Genomic DNA, 19,937 nt, shown 5'->3' with positions numbered 1-19,937 from the left:
TCGGCGTCCGGCCCTCTCGTGAGCGGCGGGGGAAACGCGGTGGGGTCCGGCCCTCCCGCCGGAGGGCCGGACCCTTCCACTGCCGACCGGACCGTGCAGGCACGGCCGGGTCAGTGGCTCGTGGTCACCGGTGTCACGGGGTGCTGGTCACCAGGCCGGAGCCGGCGTCCATACCGGTGCTGGACTGGCCGCTGCCGGTCCCGGACTGGCCGCCCGCGGCCGGGTCGGTGGCCGCCGGGTCCGTGGCCGCGGGGTCGGTCGCCGCCGGGTCCGTGGCCGCGGGATCGGTGGCCGCGGGGTCGGTGGCGGCCGGATCGGTCGCGGCCGGGTCGGTGGCCGCCGGGTCGGTCGCCGCGGCGCTCGCGCCGCCGGCACCCGCGGCGCCACCCGCGCCGAGCGTCGCGCCGGTCGCCTGGAGGGCGGCGGTCACGGGCTGGAAGAAGGTCTCGCCGCCGGCGGTGCAGTCGCCGCTGCCGCCGGAGGTCAGGCCGATCGCGCTGCCGTCCGCGGTGAACAGGGAGCCGCCGCTGTCGCCCGCCTCGGCGCAGACGTTGGTCTGTATGAGACCGGTGACGGTGTCGACACCGCCGGGAACGGTTTCACTCTGGAAGTTGACGGTGGCGTCGAGACCGGTGACCGAGCCGTCGTGCAGACCGGTGGTGCTGCCCATCCGGAGGACCTGCTGACCGACCGTGGCGTCCGCCGCCTGAGTGATCTGGACGGTCTTCCCGTTGCCTTCGTTCACCTCGCTCACCGTCTGGGTGGCGGGGTCGTCGTACTTCACGAGCGAGAAGTCGCCGGCGCCGGGGAAGGTGGCCTGGTCGACGGTCGCGATCGGCTGGCCGTTCTGCGAGTCCGACCACTGCTTGGCCGCGACACCGCAGTGCCCGGCGGTCAGGAAGGCGGGGGCGCCGTCGCTCGCTGTGACGTTGAAGCCGAGGGAGCAGCGGACGCCGCCGCCGTTCGCCTGGGCGAAGATGGCGTCACCGCCCGACACGAACGTCTTGAACGTACCCGCGGACTTCTTGACCGCGGCCACGCCGGAGCCGAGCGAGTCGACGGTCGACGTCAGCTTCGCCCACTTCGCACCCGTGACGGTGCTGTCGGCGGTGACCTGGACCTGGTTCGTCTTGGGGTCGATCGACCAGGCGGTGCCGGGGATGGTCGCGTCGGACTTCAGTGTCTTGGCAGCCGTCTTGAGCGCGGACAGGCTGTTGTTGACGCTGCGGGGAACGGCGCCGGCCTTCTCGACGGTGTTGACGACATTGCTGTTGTTGCCGACGACATTGACGATGACCTGCTGCTTCGAGGCGTCCCAGTACGCGCCGCCGAAGGCGTCACCGAGCTGGGAGGCGATGAGCGAGGCCAGGTTCGAGGCGTCCGCGGACTTCAGCGTCTTAGGAGCGGCGCCCTTCGCGTCGGTCTGCGAGGCGTTGGCGTGGGGCAGCAGCAGGGCCGCCGCTCCGAGCGCCGCGACGCCTCCGACAGCGATGGCGGCCTTGCGCTTGGGAATCCTTTTGTGACTCAACTCTTTGACCTCCTGGGGACGGGGTCGAGGCCACCGTCCGGCGGCTGACTGGGGGGCGCCTGGATGCCTGTTGATACGCGTGGGCCGCGGGGGCTGTTCAACTGTGTTTAAAAAAGAGCCGAGTTGGCTTGACCAAACCCTGGAAATACCAGGCAATCGGGCCATTACACCGAGTGAGCGGCGGATCCGACACGGTGCGCCACCGATCGGTAACGGTCCGTCTTCCGGCGGGAACGGAATCCCGGCTTCAGGGAATCTGCACATCGAATACGCAGGCGCGTCACGGTGGACAGCAGATCTGCACACTCGCGCGCCCCCCTCCGCGCCATTGCGGTGGGACTGTCCCTTTCGAGCGCGGGGCGACAAGCGTGGGGACGGAACAATGCCGTGCAGCATGTGAAGAACTGACTGCCGAGACGTGCGCACACCTGCACGGTTGGGCCCTGGCCACCCTCAAGTTCGCAGGTGAGAGCCCCGGTTGATTGGATGCGCGCACCGCGAGCGTGCTTTGATCCGTTGCACCGCGGAGGTCGCAGCCAGGGATCCGGGAACGGGTGCCGCACAGCGCCCGGAATCGGGTGCCGCACCCCCGCGGTGGCGGCCGTCATCTGTCCCCAGAGGGGGGCCGCTCTCCCCCTTATGAATATCCATACGAAGGGAAGTTCCCTCATGAACTCCACCCCCCAGGTTGCCACCGCCGAGATCTCGGACGCCGACCTCGACAACGTCTCCGGCGGTCTGTCGCTGAACGCCGTCGGCACCGTCACCGGCCTGGTCGACGGTGTTGCCCCGGTGTCCGGCCTGGTCAACACGGTCGTCGGCACCGTCGAGGGTGTCACCGGCCTCAACACCGCCCCGGTCACGGGCCTGGTCGCCGGTCTCTGATCGCGTTTCAGTGCCGTTGAGTCCCGGAACCACTCCCCGGTTCCGGGACTTCTCGGATGCCATAAACCTCTCGAACAGGTGAGGGAAGTCCCGTGCAGTTCCGCCAACAGGCCCTCGCCAAGCTGCAGTCGCCCGAAGAGCTCGACCTTCCGGTGCGCTTCGCCCGCCCCCAGGGCTGGCTCGCCCTGTCCGTGACGGTGGTCGTCATGGCGGCGGCGTCCGTCTGGGCCGTGACGGGCACGGTGGCGTCCACCGTGAGCGCGCCCGCCGTCCTCACCCACGGCGAGGGCAGCTACATCCTGCAGAGCCCCGTCGCGGGGCAGGTCACCGAGGTCGTCGCCCAGGAGGGCGAACGGCTCGCCGCGAACGCGCCGGTGCTCAAGGTCCGTACGACCCAGGGCGCTACGACCGTCGTCCGCACGGTCGCCGCGGGACGCGTCACCGCGCTGGCCGCCACCATCGGCGCGATCATCTCGACCGGCGCGAACGTCGCCGCCGTGGAGAAGGTCGCCCACGCCGACGATCCGCTCTACGCGACGGTGTACGTCCCCGCCGAGAGCGCCGCCACCATCCCCGCGAACGCCGCGGTCGACCTCACCGTGCAGTCGGTGCCGACCCAGCAGTACGGGGTACTGCGCGGCCATGTGAAGGCGGTCGGCCGGAGCGTGCAGACCCCCCAGCAGATCTCCTCCTTCCTCGGTGACAGCCAACTCGGCGAACAATTCACCAAGAAGGGCAGGCCGGTGGCCGTCCTGGTCCGCCTCGACCGCTCCGCCGCGACGAAGAGCGGCCTGAAGTGGTCCTCGGCCGACGGGCCGCCGTTCGCGCTCACCTCCATGACCCTGGCCACGGGTTCGATCCGCCTGGCCGATCAGCGCCCCGTCGATTGGCTCCTGCCGTGACCACCGCACCAGACACCCGGAGCAGACGCCGCACCGCCCCGCCCAAGCGCACCGTCCCCAAGGCGAAGGGGAAGACGGTCCGCACCCCCACCGTCCTCCAGATGGAGGCCGTGGAGTGTGGCGCCGCCTCCCTGGCCATGGTGCTCGGCCACTACGGCCGCCACATCCCCCTCGAAGAGCTGCGCATCGCCTGCGGTGTCTCCCGGGACGGCTCACGCGCCAGCAACCTGCTCAAGGCGGCGCGCAGTTACGGCCTCACGGCCAAGGGCATGCAGATGGACACGGCCGCGCTCGCCGAAGTGAAGGCGCCCGCGATCCTGTTCTGGGAGTTCAACCACTACGTCGTCTACGACGGCATGGGCCGCCGTTTCGGTCGGCGCGGGGTGCACATCAACGACCCCGGCAAGGGCCGCCGTTTCGTGCCGATGGAGGACTTCGACACCAGCTTCACGGGTGTGGTGCTGGTCATGGAGCCGGGGCCCGACTTCCACAAGGGCGGCCGCAAGCCTGGCGTCCTGGGTGCCATGCCGGCCCGGCTGCGCGGCACCTCGGGCACGATGCCCGCGGCCGTGCTGGCGAGCCTGCTGCTGGTCGCGGTCGGCGCGGCGGTCCCCGCGCTGAGCCGGACGTACATCGACACGTATCTCATCGGCGGCCGGACCTCGTTGCTGGGCGTGCTGTTCGCGTCGATGGGCGCCTGTGTGGCGCTGACCGTCGTGCTGACCTGGCTCCAGCAGGCGAACCTGCTGCACGGCCGGATCATCTCCTCCACGCTCTCCAGCGCCCGCTTCCTGCGCCATCTGCTGCGGCTTCCCGTCACCTTCTTCTCCCAGCGCAGCCCGGCCGACCTGGTGCAGCGGCTCCAGTCGAACGACGCGGTGGCCGAGACCCTGGCCCGCGACCTCGCGGCGGCCGGCGTGGACGCGATCGTGGTCGTCCTGTACGCGGTGCTCCTCTACACCTACGACCCGCAGCTCACGGCCGTAGGCATCGGCGTCGCGCTGCTCAACGTGATCGCGATGCGCGTGGTGATCCGGCTGCGCGCCACCCGTACGGCGAAGCTGCGCGCCGACAACGCGCGCCTCACCAACACCGCCTACACCGGGCTCCAGTTGATCGAGACGATGAAGGCGACCGGCGGGGAGGACGGCTACTTCCGCAAGTGGGCCGGGCAGCACGCGACCACGCTGGAGGAGCAGCAGCGCCTCGGGGTGCCGAGCGCCTGGCTGGGCGTGGTCGCACCGACGCTCGCGACGCTCAACTCCGCGCTGATCCTGTGGATCGGCGGTCTGCGGGCGGTCGAGGGACACATCTCCGTCGGTCTGCTCGTCGCCTTCCAGGCCCTGGTCACCCGCTTCACCGCGCCCCTCACCCGGCTCAACGGCGTCGCGGGCCGCATCCAGGACTTCGCCGCCGACGTGGCCCGGCTCAAGGACGTCGAGAACTTCCAGACCGACCCGCTCTACGCCCGCTCCGGCAGCGGCGAGTCCACCCGCCGGCTCCAGGGTCATGTCGAGCTGGAGAACATCACGTTCGGCTACAGCCCGCTCGACAAACCCCTGCTCACCGGCTTCTCCCTGACGGTCGGCCCGGGCCAGCAGGTGGCCCTGGTCGGCGGCTCGGGCAGCGGCAAGTCCACGGTCTCCAGGCTCATATCGGGCCTGTACGCCCCGTGGGAGGGCACCATCCGCATCGACGGGCAGCGGCTGGAGGACATCCCGCGCGGCGCGCTCGCCGCCTCCGTCTCCTTCGTCGACCAGGACGTGTTCCTCTTCGAGGGGACGGTCCGCGACAACGTGGCCCTGTGGGATCCGTCGATCCCCGACGAGGCCGTGGTCGCGGCGTTGGAGGACGCGGCGCTGTACGACGTCGTCACGCGCCGCCCCGGTGGCATCCACAGCCGGGTCGAGCAGGACGGCCGCAACTTCTCCGGTGGCCAGCGCCAACGCCTGGAGATCGCACGGGCTTTGGTGCGCCGGCCCAGCATCCTGGTGCTCGACGAGGTGACCAGCGCGCTGGACGCCGAGACCGAGCAGACGGTCATCGACAACCTGCGCAAGCGCGGCTGCGCCTGTGTGGTGATCGCGCACCGGCTCAGCACGGTGCGCGACAGCGACGAGATCGTCGTGCTGCAGCACGGCACGATCGTGGAACGCGGGCGGCACGACGCCCTGGTGGCGGCCGGCGGTCCGTACGCCGAGCTGGTCAAGGAGCGATGAGATGACCACGGTTCATGAGGGCGCACGCGAGGGAGACCTCGTCCTCGGCGCGCTCGGCGGCATGGGAACGCCGGTCGACTGCTCCGGCCTCGGACGCCTCGATCTGGAAGGACCGCAGGTCCTCTGGCTGGTGGCGGCGGGCGCCATGGACCTGTTCGCGGTCGACGCGGTCCAGCAGGGCCACTGGCACCACCTCGGCCGCCTCGAAGCGGGCTCCCTGCTGCTCGGCCCCGTCGCGGGCCCGCAACACACCCTCGTGGGGCGGCCGTTGCGGGACTGTGTGGTGCGCCGGATCGTGCTGCGCGAGCTGTACCAGCCGGTGGACACCCAGACCTGGTCCTACGACGACTACGGCAACCCCCAGTACGTACCGCCGACGTCGAGCCCGCTGGAGTACGCCCTCGCCCTCGGCGTCGGCCGCAGCCTGTCCATTCTCTTCCAGGCGCCGATGGCCACGGAGAACGCCGCCGCGCTGACCGACGACGACGTCTTCTGGATGCAGGTGCCGCCCGGAAGTGTCCAGTACGGCTCCCTGTACGGCGCCGAGGCGGCGGCCGATCTGCTGATGGACTCCGGTGTCTGGCAGGGCATGGTCGACCAGCAGTACCGGCTGCTGTCCACGCTCGACCGCTGGATCGAGCAGTTGGAGGCCAGCCACGAGGACCGTACGGCGGCGGGCATCAAGGCGGGCGAGGCCGTCCGCGCCCAGGCCGACCGGACCCTGCTGGCGTCGATCGGCAAGTCGTCCAAGCGCCCGACGGCGGCCGACGCGGACGCCACGTACGCCGCCTGCAAGCTGGTCGCCCGCGCGTCCGGGATCACCCTCGCCGAGTCCGCGCAGAGCGGCACCGAGAGCGACCGGCTCGACCCGGTGGAGCGGATCGCGCTCGCCTCGCGCGTCCGCACCCGTGCCGTACGCCTCGACGGCCGCTGGTGGCGCGACAACATCGGCCCGCTGGTGGGCCACCGCGCCGTGTCGGGCTCCCCGGTCGCGCTGCTGTGGCGGCGCGGCGGATACGTGGCCGTACAGCCGTCTTCGGGGCGGGAGACCCCGGTCGAGAAGGCCAACGCGCCGGAGTTCGGGGCGCGGGCCGTGATGTTCTACCGGCCGCTGCCCGAGCGGAAGCTGAGCCCGCTGCGGCTGCTGCGCTTCTGCCTCCAGGGCACCGGCGGCGACCTGCGCAACCTCGCGATCAGCGGTCTCGTCACCGTCGCGATCGGCGCGCTGGTGCCGATCGCCACCGGCCAGGTGCTCGGCGCGTACGTGCCCAAGGCCCAGCACGGCCTGATCGTGCAGGTCTGTCTGGCCATCATGGTCACCAGCATCGTGTCGGCCGCGTTCATGCTGCTCCAGAACCTCACGATGCTGCGGATGGAGGGGCGCATCGAGGCGACGCTCCAACCGGCCGTGTGGGACCGGCTGCTGAGGCTGCCCACGAAGTTCTTCACGTCCCGCTCGACCGGTGAGCTGGCCAGCGCCGCCATGGGCATCAGCGCGATCCGCCGCCTCCTCGCGGGCGTCGGACCGACGCTCGCACAGGCGGGCACGGTCGGCGCGATGAACCTGGGGCTGCTCCTTTGGTACAGCGTGCCCCTGGCGCTCGCCGCGATCGGCATGCTCGTCGTCATCGCGGCCGCGTTCCTCGGGCTCGGACTGTGGCAGGTGCGCTGGCAGCGCCGCCTGGTCGTGCTCAGCAACAAGCTGAACAACCAGGCGTTCCAGACCCTGCGCGGTCTGCCCAAGCTGCGGGTCGCGGCGGCCGAGAACTACGCGTACGCCGCCTGGGCGGGCGAGTTCGCGCGCAGCCGTGAGCTCCAGCAGAAGGTCGGCCGCATCAAGAACCTCACGACGGTGATGGGCGCGGTGTACCTGCCGTTGTGCTCGCTGCTGATGTTCATGCTGCTCGCGGGTCCGGCGCGCGGCTCGCTGTCGGCCGCCGACTTCCTGACCTTCAGCACGTCGATGACGATGCTGCTGACCTCGGTCACCCAGGTGACCGGTGCGTTCGTGTCGGCGGCGGCCGCGCTGCCGATGTTCGAGGAGATCAAGCCGGTGCTCGACGCCACGCCGGAGGTGCGGGTGGCGAGCACCCGCCCCGGGGTGCTGTCCGGTGCGATCGAGGCCCGGCGGCTGTCCTTCCGGTACGCCGACGACGGCCCGCTGGTCCTGGACGACGTGTCGTTCGACATCAAGCCCGGCGAGTTCGTGGCGATCGTCGGCCCCAGCGGCTGCGGGAAGTCCACGCTGCTGCGGCTGCTGATCGGCTTCGACAAGCCGGTCTCGGGCAGTGTGCTCTACGACGGGCAGGACCTGGGCGCGCTCGACCAGTCCGCCGTACGCCGTCAGTGCGGTGTGGTGCTCCAGCACGCCCAGCCGTTCACCGGCTCGATCCTGGACTGCATCTGCGGCACCGAGCCGTACACGCCCGAGGAGGCGATGGCGGCGGCCGAGATGGCCGGTCTGGCCGAGGACATCCAGCGGATGCCGATGGGGTTGCACACCATCGTCTCCGGCAGCGGCGCGATCTCGGGCGGCCAGCGGCAGCGCCTGATGATCGCCCAGGCGCTGATCCGGCGGCCCCGTATCCTCTTCTTCGACGAGGCGACCAGCGCGCTCGACAACGAGACCCAGCGCACGGTCATCGAGAGCACCCGGGCGCTCAACGCCACCCGGATCGTGATCGCGCACCGGCTGTCCACGGTGCTGGACGCGGACCGTGTCATCGTGATGGAGGACGGCCGGGTCGCCCAGCAGGGCCCGCCCGCGCATCTGCTCGCGGACACGGGCGGGCGGCTGCACGAGCTGGTGCGCCGGCAGCTGGCCTGAGTCGGCGCCATCGGTCCCTCCCGGCACCGGGGCGTCGTCAGTCCATGCCCGGTACCGGAGCACCGGACGGGACCCCGGCCTCGACGTAACGGGCGTAGATCTCCTTCCAGGGCGCGGTGGCCCCGGCGTGCGGGCCCTCGAAACGCTCGCCGCGGGCCTTCGCGTCCAGGGCGGCGAGGCACACCTCCCAGCCGGCGCCGTTGCGGGCGGCGGTGTTCTCGGCCCCGAGGACGTGGGTGAGGGTGAAGTGGGTGCGCTTCTCGTCCAGGGCGTCGAGGTCGAACCGGAGCTCGTCGCCGCCCCAGTCGAAGGAGAGGTGCCGGGGCGGGTCGACGGCGAGGACCCGGCCCGTGGACTCGGGCATGTTCGGGTCGCCGCTGAACCTGATCGTGCCGCCGGGGCGCAGCTCGATCTCGGCCCGGGACGGGAACCACTCGACCAGTTCGTCCGGGTCGGTCACGAACCGCCAGACGCGGTCGACGGGGTGGTCGTAGGTGCGGCTGAAGCGGACGGCGGGGCGGCCGTCGTCGAGGGTGAGGTAGGTGCCGGTGAGCGCGGTGGGTTCGGCGGACATGTGGCTCAGTCCTTAGGAGTGGGGTCTTCCGGGGGGTCCGACGGCTCCCCCGCCGCCTTGTCCAGGCGGCGGCCGAGTGCGTCAAGGCTCTCGTTCCACAGCTTCCGGTACGGGGTCAGCCAGACGTCGAGTGCGGCGATCGGGGCCGGGTCGAGGGCGTAGACACGGCGTTGCGCGTCCTGTCGTACGCGCACCAGGCCCGCGTCCCGGAGCACCCGCAGATGCTTCGACGTGCTCGGCTGGCTCAGACCGCACGCCTCCACGATCTCTCCGACCGGCCGCGGGCGCTCAAGGAGCAGCGCGACGATCGCACGACGGTGGGGGTCGGCGAGAGCGGTCCAGAGGGTGGCGTCGGACATGGGCCCCAATATGCCTCGACGGTTATATTCCCGTCAAGGCATACACATCAGTGGCCGGCCGACTCCGGCCACCACTGTGACGGCCACCTCACCCGGCACCCCCAGCGAAACGTTGCCGTTTCGCTGGGGGTGTTCTAGTGTCGAGGTGTACGAAACAGTTTCGTTTATGTTCCTGTCATCCCTGAGCGACTTCCCTGGAGTGGTTCTCCCATGTCCCAGACCCTGACCGAAGGTGCCCGCAAGGGCACCGTGGACGGCTCGTCCACTCCATCGTCGAAGCGGTGGTGGATCCTCTCGATCATCGGCATCGCCCAGCTGATGGTGGTCCTCGACGCCACCATCGTGAACATCGCCCTCCCCTCCGCCCAGGCGGACCTCGGCTTCTCCGACGGCAACCGGCAGTGGATCGTCACGGCGTACTCGCTGGCCTTCGCCTCCCTGCTGCTGCTCGGCGGACGCATCGCCGACCTCTTCGGACGCAAGCCCGCCTTCCTCATCGGTATCGCCGGATTCGCCGGAGCCTCGGTGCTCGGCGGCGCCTCCACCAGCTTCGGGATGCTGGTCACCGCGCGCGCCCTGCAGGGTGTCTTCGGCGCGCTGCTCGCGCCCGCCGCGCTCTCGCTGCTGAACACGACGTTCACCGACGCCAAGGAACGCGCCAAGGCGTTCAGTGTCTACGGGGCGATCGCCGGTGCCGGTGGCGCGGTGGGCCTCCTGCTCGGCGGTGTGCTGACCGACGCGCTCGACTGGCGCTGGACGCTGTTCGTCAACCTCGTCTTCGCGGTCGTCGCCTTCGCCGGTGGCTGGGTGCTGCTGAGCAATCACCGTGACGCCGCGAACTCCAAGCTCGACCTGCCGGGCACGCTGCTGGTCTCCTCCGGTCTCTTCGCCCTGGTCTATGGCTTCTCCAACGCCGAGACGCACGACTGGAGTTCACCCCTGACCTGGGGCTTCCTCATCGCCGGTGGTGTCCTGCTGAGCGCGTTCGCCTGGTGGCAGACGCGCGCCGGGCACCCGCTGCTCCCGATGCGCGTGCTGCTCGACCGCAACCGTGCCGCGTCCTTCGTCACCGTTCTGATCACCGGTGCGGGCATGTTCGGCGTCTTCCTCTTCCTCACCTACTACCTGCAGCTGAACCTGGGCTTCAGCCCCACCAAGACGGGTGTGGCGTTCCTGCCGATGATGGCGGCCCTGATGGTCATGGCCCAGGTCTCCACCACCGTCCTGGTGCCGCGGATCGGACCGAAGGTCGTCATCCCGGCGGGCTTCGCGATCGCGGTGGGCGGCATGGCCTGGCTGACCGGCATCGGAGTCGCCTCCGACTTCTCGACCGCCGTGCTGCCGCCGCTGCTTCTGATCGGCGCGGGCCTCGGCATCGTGATGCCGCCCGCCATGTCGCTGGCCACCAGCGGGATCGCGGCGGAGGACGCGGGGGTCGCCTCCGCGACGGTCAACACCATGCAGCAGGTGGGCGGTTCGATCGGTACGGCGCTGCTGAACACGCTGGCCGCGAGCGCCGCGACGAGCTATCTCGCCGGCAAGGACGCGACCAGCAAGCTGGTCCAGGCGCAGGCGACGATCGAGAGCTACACCACCGCCTTCTGGTGGTCGGCCGGCTTCTTCGCCGCAGGCGCGGTGATCGCCTTCCTGCTCTACCGCCGCGGAACCCTGGACGCGGACCCGGACGCCGTGCGGGCCGTCCACATGTAGGTCCCGTGTGATCACCCACAGGCCGAGGGGCCGCCGTCTGCAGGGAGACGGCGGCCCCTCTCACGTCTGCGGCGGCGGGCGGTCGCGGCGGGCGGCCGGGGATGCCGGTCGGGTTCGTTCCGTGACGGAGGGCCGGTACACGACGAGCGTCCGCCGCTCCTTCTCCAGCCTCAACCCGGTTGGCGCGGGCGCGACTTCACCGTCGTACGCGAGTGTGTCCGTACCGCCGAGGTCCGCCAGCTCGACCCACGGAACCACCTCCGCTCCATAGACCCGGGACCGGCCGAGCGTGCCGGCGAGCGCGGAGACGATCACCCGGGTGCGGGCGAGCCGGTGTTCGCCTTCGATCAGGCGCAGATCGATCAGCCCGTCGTCCAGTCGGGGCCGGTAGGCGGGAGCGAAGCCCTGGGGTTCGTAGCGGCCGTTGCCCGCGAAGAGCAGCCACAGCCGGCGACGATGCCCATTGACGCTCAGTTCCACGGGCGTCGCGGTGCGCAGCACCCGGACGAGGGCGACGGCCACCGCCGGCCACTTGCCCATGCGCCGCTCCAAGTGCTCCCGGATCCGGACGAGTTCGGGGTACAGCCCGATGCTGAAGGTGTTGAGGAACCGCACCTCGTGACCCGCCGTGGACCGCGCCACGCCGAGGTCCACGGCCACCGCCTCGCCCCGTCCGACCGCGACGGCGGTGTCCTCGACATCCCGTACGCCGACGTCCTGGGCGAAGTGGTTGAGGGTGCCGCCGGGGAACACCGCGAGAGCGAGCCCCCGCCCGGCCGCCGCGCGGGCCGCCGCGTTGACACTGCCGTCACCCCCGTACACACCGAGCGCACCGCGCGCCACCCCGGCCCGCTCGACCGCCCTGTCCACCGCCCGCTCCAGCAGCGCGGCGAAGTCGTCGTCCGGGCCGCGCTCGACCAGTTCGGCCCGGGGCAGCAGCCCGCGCAGCCGCTCGACGGGCGACAACGGTGTGCCGGGCGCCTCCGTCCCGGCCGGGGTGTTGACGAAGACGACGAGTCCTTCGCCGCCGGGCAGCGCGGGCGCGGGCGCTGAGGGCCGTTCGCGCGCCGGGAGCGCGGGGCGCGGCGGCCACCAGCGGCAGGTGAGCGCGGCGGCTGCGACGCCGATCGCCATCCCGGCCAGCACGTCTCCGGGATAGTGCACCCCGACGTACACCCGCGAGAAGGCGACGGCGGCAGCGAAGGGTGCGACCAGGGCGCCGTATCCGGCCGACTCCAGGGCGACTCCGGTGGCGAACGCCGCCGCCGAGGCGGAGTGGCCGGAGGGGAAGGAGGTGGTGTGCGGCTGACGCTTCAGGTGCCGGATCGAGGGCACGTGCTCCAGCAGCGGACGGGGCCGCCGGGTGCTCCACTTCACGACGGTGTTGACGGTCAGCGAGGCGATCGCGAGCGAGCCCACGCCCCGCAGGGCCGCCCGGCGCGGCGACCGGCCCCCGACGAGCGCGAGACCGGCCGCCGTACCGAGCCAAAGACGTCCGTGATCGGCGGAGCGGCTGAGCCGTCGCAGCGCCGGATCCGCGCCGGGCACCCGTGCCGCGGCCACCCGCGTGAACAGCCGTCGGTCCCACTCGCCGAGAACTCTCATGTCCCACGGCTACGGCACCCGGCCCACCTCGGCATCCCCAGTCAATACACCATCCTCAATATTCACCCGTTCGAGTGAACGGGATCGTGTCCGTACCGAGCTGGAGGATGTTTCCGGCCAGGCCGGGGTATCTAGCGAGACCACATGACCCTCGCAGATTCCGGGCTTCCCTCGACCAACCCCTACGCCCACAGTTATCCGCGCGGTCCGTTCACCGTGGTCGAGGTGACGGGAGAGATCGACATCGCGACGGCGGAGGCGCTGACCGAGCATCTGTCGGCGGCGACGGCTCGGGCCGAGCCGGACGTGCTGGTCGATCTGCGCCGGGTGGCCTTCTTCGACTGCTCGGGCCTGCGCGTACTGTGCCGCGCCGAGACGCGGGCGCGGGAGCGCGGCGGACGGCTCCGCGTCGTCTCCGACGGGCCGCGCGTCCACCGCCTCCTGCGCGCCGCGCACCTGCTCAGCCGCTTTCCGCCGCTGGCCGACCTCCCGGAACCACCGGAATCGACAGACCCGCAGAACCGCCCGGCAGTTCCTCCTCCGTCCCGTCCGGAAAGCGGATCAGAACCCCGCCCCCGGTCGTGACCCGGGCGCCCGCACCGACGAGTTCGGGATCGCGGCCGAGGACCACCAGGGTGACGAGGAGATGGACCCCGCCGGGGTGAACGGGCAGCACGAGATGGGGAGTCGCCGAATGGACCCCATAGGCGTTGGCGTCCCTGGCCCGCGCGACCAGGCCGTTTCCCGACACGTCCCAGCCGAGCAGTCCGACGACCGCGCTCGTCAGCCCGTCCGGGCGTCGCGCCCGCGCCCATCGCGGCCCCGTGCCCTCCGTCGGCGGCCCGGCGTCCTCGGCCAGCGCCCACCCCCCTTCCCGTACGACCACGCCGCGCGGCCCCACCACCCGGTGCACCCGGACCTCCCACGGACCGTGCACCACGCTGGTCGTCTCGATGCGGTGCTCGGCGCCCGCCAGACGTGCCGTGTGCCAGGAGGCGGCGTGGCGCCCGGCCGCGCCCAGCGGATGGATCCGGCCGCGCCGGGAGCGCGTGCCGTCCGTCGCGACCAGCGCGAGCTGGTTGTCGATCCCCGCGCCCTCGGTGTCGGGCGCGGCCGCGCTCGCGTACGCGAACCTCGTGTAGTGCGGACTGTCCTCGTCCGGTGCGGGCGGGGGCGGCAGACGGTCGCTGCCGTGGTTCACCAGGCGTACGACGCCGTCGGCGGCCGTCGAGTGCAGGAGCCAGCCCGGGACGGGCAGCGCCACGCACGAGTCGGCCGTGTCCACCGGTCCTGGCTCCTCGGGGGCCGTCCACACGGGGTGGTCGGCGGGGAGCAGCAGGCCGAGGAACGCCTTGCTCGCCCAGTACGGGGAGGCGGGTCCCGAGTAGCGCTGGGTGACCGGGAGAAAGGGGCGGTACCAGCCGAGCGACAGCAGCCCCCTGTCGTCGGGCACACCGCGTTCGGCGAAGTGCTTCAGGGCTCCGGAGGCGAGGCGTCGGGTCAGGCCCGGTGCCAGCGGGGTCGCGTCGGCGAGGACGCCCGCCCACAGGGGTGCGGTGGTCGCGAAGCGGTAGGTGAGGGAGCGGCCCTGGTGCACGGGGGCGCCGTCCGCGCCGAAGAAGTACTGATGGACGCCGAGGAATGCGCGTAGCCGGGCACGGTGCTCGGCGACCAGCTCCGGGTCGGCCCGCGATCCGGCGACGCGCGCCCACAGCACCGGATACAGGTGCAGGGCCCAGGCGTTGTAGTAGTCGAACTTGCGGCCGTCGCCGTCCGTGTACCAGCCCTCCCCCGATACCAGTCCCCCAGCCGCGCAAGACCGGCGTCGATCTCGTCCCGGCTGTGCGTGGCTCCGACCGAGGCGAGGAACTCCTCCGTGATGACCTGGAAGAGCCGCCAGTTGGAGTCGTTGACCCTCGCTCCGATGAAGCCGCTCAGCCAGTCGACGACGCGGCCGCGTACGGAGTCGTCGAGGCGGTCCCAGATCCAGGGGCGCGTCTCGTGCAGGGCGATCGCGACGGAGGCGGCCTCGACCATGGGCTGGCCCCTGTCGGTGATCGGCGGCCACCGGTCCGGGCCCTGCGGGTCCGTCCCGGCGGTGAGCCCGGCCGCGTAGCGCTCGATCAGCGCTGGACCCACCCGGCCGCCGGAGCCCGCGATACGGAAGGCGGCGAGCAGGAAGGAACGCGCGTAGCCCTCGAGGCCGTCGGACCAGGGGCCGGAGCGACTGGCCCGGCCGGGCAGCCGGTACTGGGCCGAGGTGGGTGAGGCATGACGGAGCAGTCCGTCCAGGAGGCGGTCGGCCGTCGCCTCCCAGTGGGCCCGGGTCCAGCCGGTGACCGGTGAGGTGGTGGGGTCGGGGGGCGGCAGGTGCGTCGGGGTGGTGAGCGACACATGCGGGACGGTCATACGGGGGTGGATCCTCCGTCTTCTATGCCGGGCGGGGGCGGCTGGACGCTGTCGCGCACGACGATGTGGGTGCCGAGCAAGTGGTGGGCGCCCGCCGCGTGTTCGGGGTCGCGCAGGGCGATGCGGACGGCGGCGCGACCGAGTTCCTCGGCGGGGGTGCGGACGGTGGTGAGCGGGGGGTTGAAGTCCTCGGCGAGCGGGATGTCGTTGTAGCCGACCACCGAGATGTCCTGGGGCACGCGCAGCCCGGCGTCGGCGATGGCCCGCAGGGCTCCGGCGGCGACCATGTCGTCCCCGGCGAAGACCGCGGTGAAGCGCGCGGGGGCGGTGTCCGGGGTGGCGGTACCTGGGTCTGCGGCGTCGCGGGTGGCGGTGTCGAGGATGGCGGTACCCGAGGTGGCGGTGTCGGGGGTGGCGGTGTCACCGGGGCCCGGGTCCCCGCCCGCCTTGAGCAGTTCCGTCATCGCGCGGTGGCCCGCCGCCCGGCCCAGGCCGCAGTCGACGACGTGGGCGGCCTCGGGACCCAGGCCGTGTTCGGCGAGTGCGGCCCGGTATCCGGCGACGCGGGCGTCGAGGGCCGTGTTGCCGGGCAGGCCGCCGAGGAAGACGATCCGGCGGTGGCCGGCCGAGAGCAGATGGCCGGTGATCGCGCGTGCCCCGGCCTCGTTGTCGAACTCGACGACGAGCGCCGGGATGTCGGGATCCGGCGCGGGCCTCCCGCACAGGACGAGCCGCGCGCCGGCCGAGGCGAGGGCCTGGGCGTAGTGCGCGACGCGCTCGCGGTAGGCGTCGTCCTCGACGACCCCGCCGACCAGGATCACCAACCGCGCCCCCTCCTCGCGCATCAGCTGGACAAACTCCAGCTCGCGCCCCGGGTCACCGCCCGTGGTGCCGACCAGGCAGAGCCAGCCGCGGGCGGCGGCCTCCGCCTCCACGCCCTCGGCGACCTGGGCGTAGAAGGGGCTGGTGACCTGGCGCAGGACGACGGCGACCATCTTGCGGCCGCCGCCGACCAGGGCGCGGGCGTGCGCGTTGGCGACGTAGTCGAGGTCGCGGGCGGCGCGCAGCACCCGGGCCCTGGTGGACGCGGGCACCGGGTGGTTGCCGCTGAGCACGCGCGAGACCGTGGCCATGGACACTCCGGCCCGCTCGGCCACCTCGCGGATCGTGACCCGCCCCTTCGACGTCATGTCGTTCCCCATCCCCATGCCCATCCCCCGCGCCTCTCCTTCGACCGCCTCCGCCGCCTCAGGTATTGGCGGCGTAGTCCTTCGCGAACTCCTCGGCCATTCTGTCGCCGCCCCGGTCGCGCCATTTCCTCGCGGCCGCGTCGAGCTCGGACAGCGGCAGGCGGCCCGCGATGACGCCGGTGACCGTGTCGTCCATCAGCGCCCTGAGCGTGGTGCCCTGGGCGGTGTACGTGCTGGACTGCAACCCGAAGGACGCGTTGCGGATCGCCACCGGGACGACCTTCACCTGCCAGGCGTGCAGGGCGCGTACGGCCTCGGGCATGCCCGGCACGAACAGCACCTGGGGCCCCTCGGCGAGGTACTTCAGCGGCAGGTTGGTGTTGTTCTCGACGTCGCCGAGCTTGGTGGCTTCCGGCGAGCCGTCCTTGCCGCGGGTGAAGTGGGTGCCCTCGACGCCGTAGTGGACGAGCTCCCACTCCTTGCTGCCGAAGGGCGCGGCGAGATAGTTCAGGACGCGCAGGAGAAGCTCGACGCGTTCCTTCTTCGCCTTCTTCAGGACCGTGTAGCCGAAGGAGCGGCGGCCGGCGACGATCCCGCCGGGTGTCCCGTCCACGCTGTACGGCAGCGCGGCGGCCGGGGTCAACAGCCCCTTGGAGTCCAGGTACTTGGGGAGGTACCCGCCGAATCCGTCCTGCATGGAGCCGACGGTGCCGTTGAGGAAGAGCGTGCTCAGGTCCGGCTGGGAGAGGGAGGTGGCGTCGGGGTGGTAGGAGCCGTTCTTGCGGAGCTGCGCCTGATAGGCGACCGCCGCTTTATAGCGTTCGTCGCCGTAGTTCGCGTGGAAGGTGCCGTCCTTGTCCACGGCCCAGCCCTGTGGCGCGTTGTGCGCGGCGGAGTGCACCGCGTTGCCGAACAGCGAGCCGGTCGCGGCCCCGAGCGCGTACTTCTTTCCGCTGGTGCCCTTCTTGGCGACGGCGGCGAAGTCCTGGGAGGTCCAGCCCTCCTTCATCCCCGCGTCGGTGAAGAAGGCCTGGTTGAGCCAGAGGGTGGAGCCCGGCAGCGGGCGCTCCAGAGGGATGCCGTAGATCCGGCCGCCGACGCGGCCCATGTCGCGCCAGGCGTGGGTGGGGATGTTGGCGAGGTTGGGATAGGCCGCGATGGCCGCGCCGGAGAGATACGGGGTGAGGTCCTCGGCCCTGCGCTGCACGAACTGGGCCTCTCGGGGCAGCACGAATCCGGAGAAGACGTTGATGATGTCGGGCAGTTCGCCCGGGTCACCGGCCATCACCGTGGCCATCTTCTTCTGGTAGTCGGTCTGCGAGATGATCGTGTATTCGATCTTCAGGCCGAGCGCTTTCTCGACCGCCGCCCAGAACTGGTTCGCGGAGGCGGGCTTGGGCGGCGTACCGAAGGTCACGGACATGACCTTGACGGTGGAGCCGTCGCCGGGCGTGCCCGAGACGGCCGTGACCAGGTCGCCGGGGTAGGCCGTGTAGCCGGCCTGGACCCCGGCGTCGGTGGGCGCGAGGTCGGGCTTCGGGCCGGCGAACGCCTTGTACGCGGGCCAAGGGGCCAGCTTCTTGCCCGCGTTGGAGACGTCGCCGTCACCCGAGCCGGTCGAGCAGGCGGCCAGTGCGCCGGGGGCGGCGAGTGCGGCGCCGCCGACGGCCATCGAGCGCAGCAGGGTGCGCCGGGACAGGGAGGGCATGGGAAACCGACCTTTCCTGGTGGGCGGAGTCAGCTCTTGACGGCGCCGGTGAGCACGCCCTTGGTGAAGTACTTCTGGAGGAAGGGATAGACGAGCAGGATCGGTACGGTGGCGATCACCAGGACCGCCATCTGCACGGTCTGTGGCGCGTTGACCGTGCCCTCGCCGACCGTCGTGTCGGTGAGCCCGGAACCGGCCACCACGTAGGTGCGCAGCACCTGTTGGAGCGGCCAGTGGTCGCTCTCCAGATACAGGGAGGCGTAGAACCAGGAGTTCCAGTACGCCACCGCGTAGAACAGTCCGACGACGGCGAGGGCCGCCTTGGACAGGGGCAGTACGACCGACCACAGCACCCGCCAGTCCCCCGCCCCGTCCAGCCGCGCGGCCTCGTACAGCTCCTCCGGGATCCCCTGGAAGAAGCCGCGCAGGACGACGAGGTTGAACACGTTCACGAGCACGGGAAGGATCAGCGAGCTGTACGAGTCGAGCATGCCCAGCTCCTTGACCAGCAGGAAGCCGGGGATCATCCCCGGGGGGAAGAGGAAGGTGAACAGGATCAGGAGCAGGACCGGTTTGCCGCCGAAGACGCCGGGGCGCGACAGCGCGTAGGCGAGGGTGACGGTGCAGACGAGGCTGAGCAGGGTGCCGACGAGGGTGACGCCCGCGCTGACGCCGAGGGAATGGGTGACGATGCCGCCGTCGAGGATGTCGCGGTAGGCCTTGAGGGTGGGGTGCTGGGGCCAGAGCACCCAGCCGCCGTTCGCGACGACCTCCCGCTGGGAGGCGAGCGAGGTGGAGAGGATGACGAGGAACGGCACGCACACCAGCAGGACGACGGCGACGAGGGCGACGGCCTTGGCGGCCTGGGTCGCGGGCCTCGGCTTCTCCATCCAGCCGGGCCGGGCATGGGTGCTCACCGGTAGACCCCCTGTTCGCCGAGGCGGTGGGCGACCTTGTTGGCCGCGTAGACGAGCAGGGCGCCGACGACACCCTTGAACAGGCCCGCGGCGGCGGCGAATCCGTAGTCGCCGCCGACGAGGCCCTGGTAGTAGACGAAGGTGTCGATGATCTCGGCGGCCTGCGGACCGACGGCATCCCGCTGGAGCAGCATCTGTTCGAAGCCGACCGAGAGGATGTCGCCGAGCCGCATGATGAGCAGCAGCACGATCACCGCGCGGATGGCGGGCAGGGTGACGTGCCAGAAGCGGCGCCAGGGGCCCGCGCCGTCGATGGCCGCGGCCTCGTACTGCTGCTCGTCGACCTGGGAGAGCGCGGCGAGGAAGATGATCGTGCCCCAGCCGGCGTCCTTCCAGATGACCTGGGCGACGACGAGCGGTGTGAAGGCGTCGGGGTTGCCGATGATGTCGACGGTGTGCAGTCCGGCGTCGCCGAGATAGCTGTTCACCATGCCCGTGTCGCCCAGGACCTGCTGGAACAGGGCGACGACGATCACCCACGAGATGAAGTGCGGCAGGTAGGCCACCGACTGCACGAAGCGGCGGACGCTGCTGCGGGTGAGGCTGTGCAGCAGCAGGGCGAGGGCGAGCGGGACGGGGAAGTAGAAGACGATCTGCAGGACCGCGATCCAGAGGGTGTTGAGGACCGCGTCCCAGAACTCGCCGTCCTCGAACATCCGCCGGAAGTTGTCGAGACCCACCCAACGACTGCCCCAGACGCCGTCGAACGGGACGTAGTCCTTGAACGCGATGACGTTGCCGAGCAGGGCGCCGTAGTGGAAGACCAGGAAGTAGGCGAGCCCGGGGAGCATCAGCAGGAACAGCGCCCTGCTGCCACGCTTATGAAAACGTTTCAAGTCGCGACGGGCCTCGATCGGGGGGCGGTGTGAAGGGTCCACCACCTCTGTACCTGCGGGGTCCCGCAACACTGCGGCCACGGAGCCTCCTCACCTGGGACTGTCGGGTGAGGGGAAATTAAAACGTTTCCAATGCCGGGTCAACACTTCTGACACAACTACGAGTTGAGGGAGCCGAGCCGGGGTCGAGGGCACCGAGCGGGGGAAG

At 71.2% G+C, this 19,937-nt stretch carries 14 protein-coding genes and 1 pseudogene; 6 read left to right on the top strand and 9 right to left on the bottom strand.

Annotated elements, in window-relative coordinates; translation table 11 throughout:
• Positions 1 to 133 precede the first annotated feature (133 nt).
• The gene (locus AAFF41_RS44930) at positions 134 to 1,528 is read right to left on the bottom strand and encodes a S1 family peptidase (RefSeq protein ID WP_343325882.1); all 1,395 of its coding nucleotides are present in this window, start codon (positions 1,526 to 1,528) and stop codon (positions 134 to 136) included.
• A 669-nt stretch (positions 1,529 to 2,197) separates the two neighbouring features.
• Here AAFF41_RS44930 and AAFF41_RS44925 point away from each other — a divergent pair.
• The 4 genes from AAFF41_RS44925 (at position 2,198) to AAFF41_RS44910 (ending at position 8,361) form a co-directional block, all read left to right on the top strand.
• Entirely contained in the window at positions 2,198 to 2,413 is a 216-nt protein-coding gene (locus tag AAFF41_RS44925) for a hypothetical protein (protein ID WP_054236564.1), read from the top strand.
• Between the two features lie 92 nt (positions 2,414 to 2,505).
• Complete coding sequence (locus AAFF41_RS44920) at positions 2,506 to 3,315, top strand: HlyD family efflux transporter periplasmic adaptor subunit (RefSeq protein ID WP_343325881.1); 810 nt, start codon at positions 2,506 to 2,508, stop codon at positions 3,313 to 3,315.
• Positions 3,312 to 5,534 (top strand): NHLP family bacteriocin export ABC transporter peptidase/permease/ATPase subunit, encoded by a 2,223-nt coding sequence (locus tag AAFF41_RS44915; protein WP_190171096.1) that lies wholly within the window; start codon positions 3,312 to 3,314, stop codon positions 5,532 to 5,534. The genes AAFF41_RS44920 and AAFF41_RS44915 overlap by 4 nt, the downstream gene beginning before the upstream one ends.
• Position 5,535: 1 nt before the next feature.
• The gene (locus AAFF41_RS44910; RefSeq protein WP_343325880.1) at positions 5,536 to 8,361 is read left to right on the top strand and encodes an NHLP bacteriocin export ABC transporter permease/ATPase subunit; all 2,826 of its coding nucleotides are present in this window, start codon (positions 5,536 to 5,538) and stop codon (positions 8,359 to 8,361) included.
• A 37-nt stretch (positions 8,362 to 8,398) separates the two neighbouring features.
• On the opposite strand, the gene AAFF41_RS44905 is transcribed toward AAFF41_RS44910, so the two are convergent.
• Positions 8,399 to 8,935 carry an SRPBCC family protein gene (locus tag AAFF41_RS44905; RefSeq protein ID WP_319750737.1) on the bottom strand — a complete coding sequence of 179 codons (537 nt, stop codon included), beginning with the start codon at positions 8,933 to 8,935 and terminating at the stop codon, positions 8,399 to 8,401.
• Positions 8,936 to 8,940: 5 nt separating this feature from the next.
• Positions 8,941 to 9,294 carry an ArsR/SmtB family transcription factor gene (locus AAFF41_RS44900; protein ID WP_343325879.1) on the bottom strand — a complete coding sequence of 118 codons (354 nt, stop codon included), beginning with the start codon at positions 9,292 to 9,294 and terminating at the stop codon, positions 8,941 to 8,943.
• 210 nt (positions 9,295 to 9,504) lie between these two features.
• On the opposite strand from AAFF41_RS44900, the gene AAFF41_RS44895 reads away from it, so the two are divergent.
• Entirely contained in the window at positions 9,505 to 11,004 is a 1,500-nt protein-coding gene (locus AAFF41_RS44895) for an MFS transporter (protein ID WP_319750739.1), read from the top strand.
• Positions 11,005 to 11,064: 60 nt separating this feature from the next.
• On the opposite strand, the gene AAFF41_RS44890 is transcribed toward AAFF41_RS44895, so the two are convergent.
• A complete protein-coding gene (locus AAFF41_RS44890; protein ID WP_319750740.1) occupies positions 11,065 to 12,609 on the bottom strand; it encodes a bifunctional phosphatase PAP2/diacylglycerol kinase family protein in 1,545 nt (514 codons plus the stop codon).
• 144 nt (positions 12,610 to 12,753) lie between these two features.
• On the opposite strand from AAFF41_RS44890, the gene AAFF41_RS44885 reads away from it, so the two are divergent.
• Positions 12,754 to 13,194: an STAS domain-containing protein gene (locus AAFF41_RS44885; RefSeq protein WP_343325878.1), complete on the top strand. Its 441-nt coding sequence runs from the start codon at positions 12,754 to 12,756 to the stop codon at positions 13,192 to 13,194.
• On the opposite strand, the pseudogene AAFF41_RS44880 reads toward AAFF41_RS44885, so the two are convergent.
• The 5 genes and pseudogenes from AAFF41_RS44880 to AAFF41_RS44860 form a co-directional block, all read right to left on the bottom strand.
• A pseudogene (locus AAFF41_RS44880) lies at positions 13,139 to 15,018 on the bottom strand (DUF2264 domain-containing protein); the annotation flags it as partial. The gene AAFF41_RS44885 and the pseudogene AAFF41_RS44880 sit on opposite strands and share 56 nt — an antisense overlap.
• Positions 15,015 to 16,208, bottom strand: coding sequence for a LacI family DNA-binding transcriptional regulator (locus tag AAFF41_RS44875; RefSeq protein WP_343326454.1), 1,194 nt, complete (start codon positions 16,206 to 16,208; stop codon positions 15,015 to 15,017). The pseudogene AAFF41_RS44880 and the gene AAFF41_RS44875, both read right to left, overlap by 4 nt.
• Before the next feature lie 58 nt (positions 16,209 to 16,266).
• Positions 16,267 to 17,916, bottom strand: a complete 1,650-nt coding sequence (locus tag AAFF41_RS44870) for a type 2 periplasmic-binding domain-containing protein (protein ID WP_319750742.1) — start codon at positions 17,914 to 17,916, stop codon at positions 16,267 to 16,269.
• Positions 17,917 to 17,945: 29 nt separating this feature from the next.
• Positions 17,946 to 18,833: a carbohydrate ABC transporter permease gene (locus AAFF41_RS44865; RefSeq protein WP_319750743.1), complete on the bottom strand. Its 888-nt coding sequence runs from the start codon at positions 18,831 to 18,833 to the stop codon at positions 17,946 to 17,948.
• On the bottom strand, positions 18,830 to 19,684 hold the full coding sequence (locus AAFF41_RS44860) for an ABC transporter permease (protein WP_319750902.1): 855 nt from the start codon (positions 19,682 to 19,684) through the stop codon (positions 18,830 to 18,832). Before AAFF41_RS44860 ends, AAFF41_RS44865 begins: the two co-directional genes overlap by 4 nt.
• Positions 19,685 to 19,937 lie beyond the last annotated feature (253 nt).

The sequence above is a fragment of the Streptomyces mirabilis genome, assembly GCF_039503195.1.
GTDB classification, from domain to species: Bacteria; Actinomycetota; Actinomycetes; order Streptomycetales; family Streptomycetaceae; genus Streptomyces; species Streptomyces mirabilis_D.
This window is presented reverse-complemented; position numbering and strand designations above follow the sequence as displayed.

Coding starts and splice junctions, on each gene's coding strand:
- AAFF41_RS44895 (WP_319750739.1), top strand. CDS start 9,505: ATGTCCCAGACCCTGACCGAAGGTGCCCGCAAGGGCACCGTGGACGGC.
- AAFF41_RS44910 (WP_343325880.1), top strand. CDS start 5,536: ATGACCACGGTTCATGAGGGCGCACGCGAGGGAGACCTCGTCCTCGGC.
- AAFF41_RS44890 (WP_319750740.1), bottom strand. CDS start 12,609: ATGAGAGTTCTCGGCGAGTGGGACCGACGGCTGTTCACGCGGGTGGCC.
- AAFF41_RS44860 (WP_319750902.1), bottom strand. CDS start 19,684: ATGCTCCCCGGGCTCGCCTACTTCCTGGTCTTCCACTACGGCGCCCTG.
- AAFF41_RS44885 (WP_343325878.1), top strand. CDS start 12,754: ATGACCCTCGCAGATTCCGGGCTTCCCTCGACCAACCCCTACGCCCAC.
- AAFF41_RS44875 (WP_343326454.1), bottom strand. CDS start 16,208: ATGACGTCGAAGGGGCGGGTCACGATCCGCGAGGTGGCCGAGCGGGCC.
- AAFF41_RS44905 (WP_319750737.1), bottom strand. CDS start 8,935: ATGTCCGCCGAACCCACCGCGCTCACCGGCACCTACCTCACCCTCGAC.
- AAFF41_RS44925 (WP_054236564.1), top strand. CDS start 2,198: ATGAACTCCACCCCCCAGGTTGCCACCGCCGAGATCTCGGACGCCGAC.
- AAFF41_RS44900 (WP_343325879.1), bottom strand. CDS start 9,294: ATGTCCGACGCCACCCTCTGGACCGCTCTCGCCGACCCCCACCGTCGT.
- AAFF41_RS44870 (WP_319750742.1), bottom strand. CDS start 17,916: ATGCCCTCCCTGTCCCGGCGCACCCTGCTGCGCTCGATGGCCGTCGGC.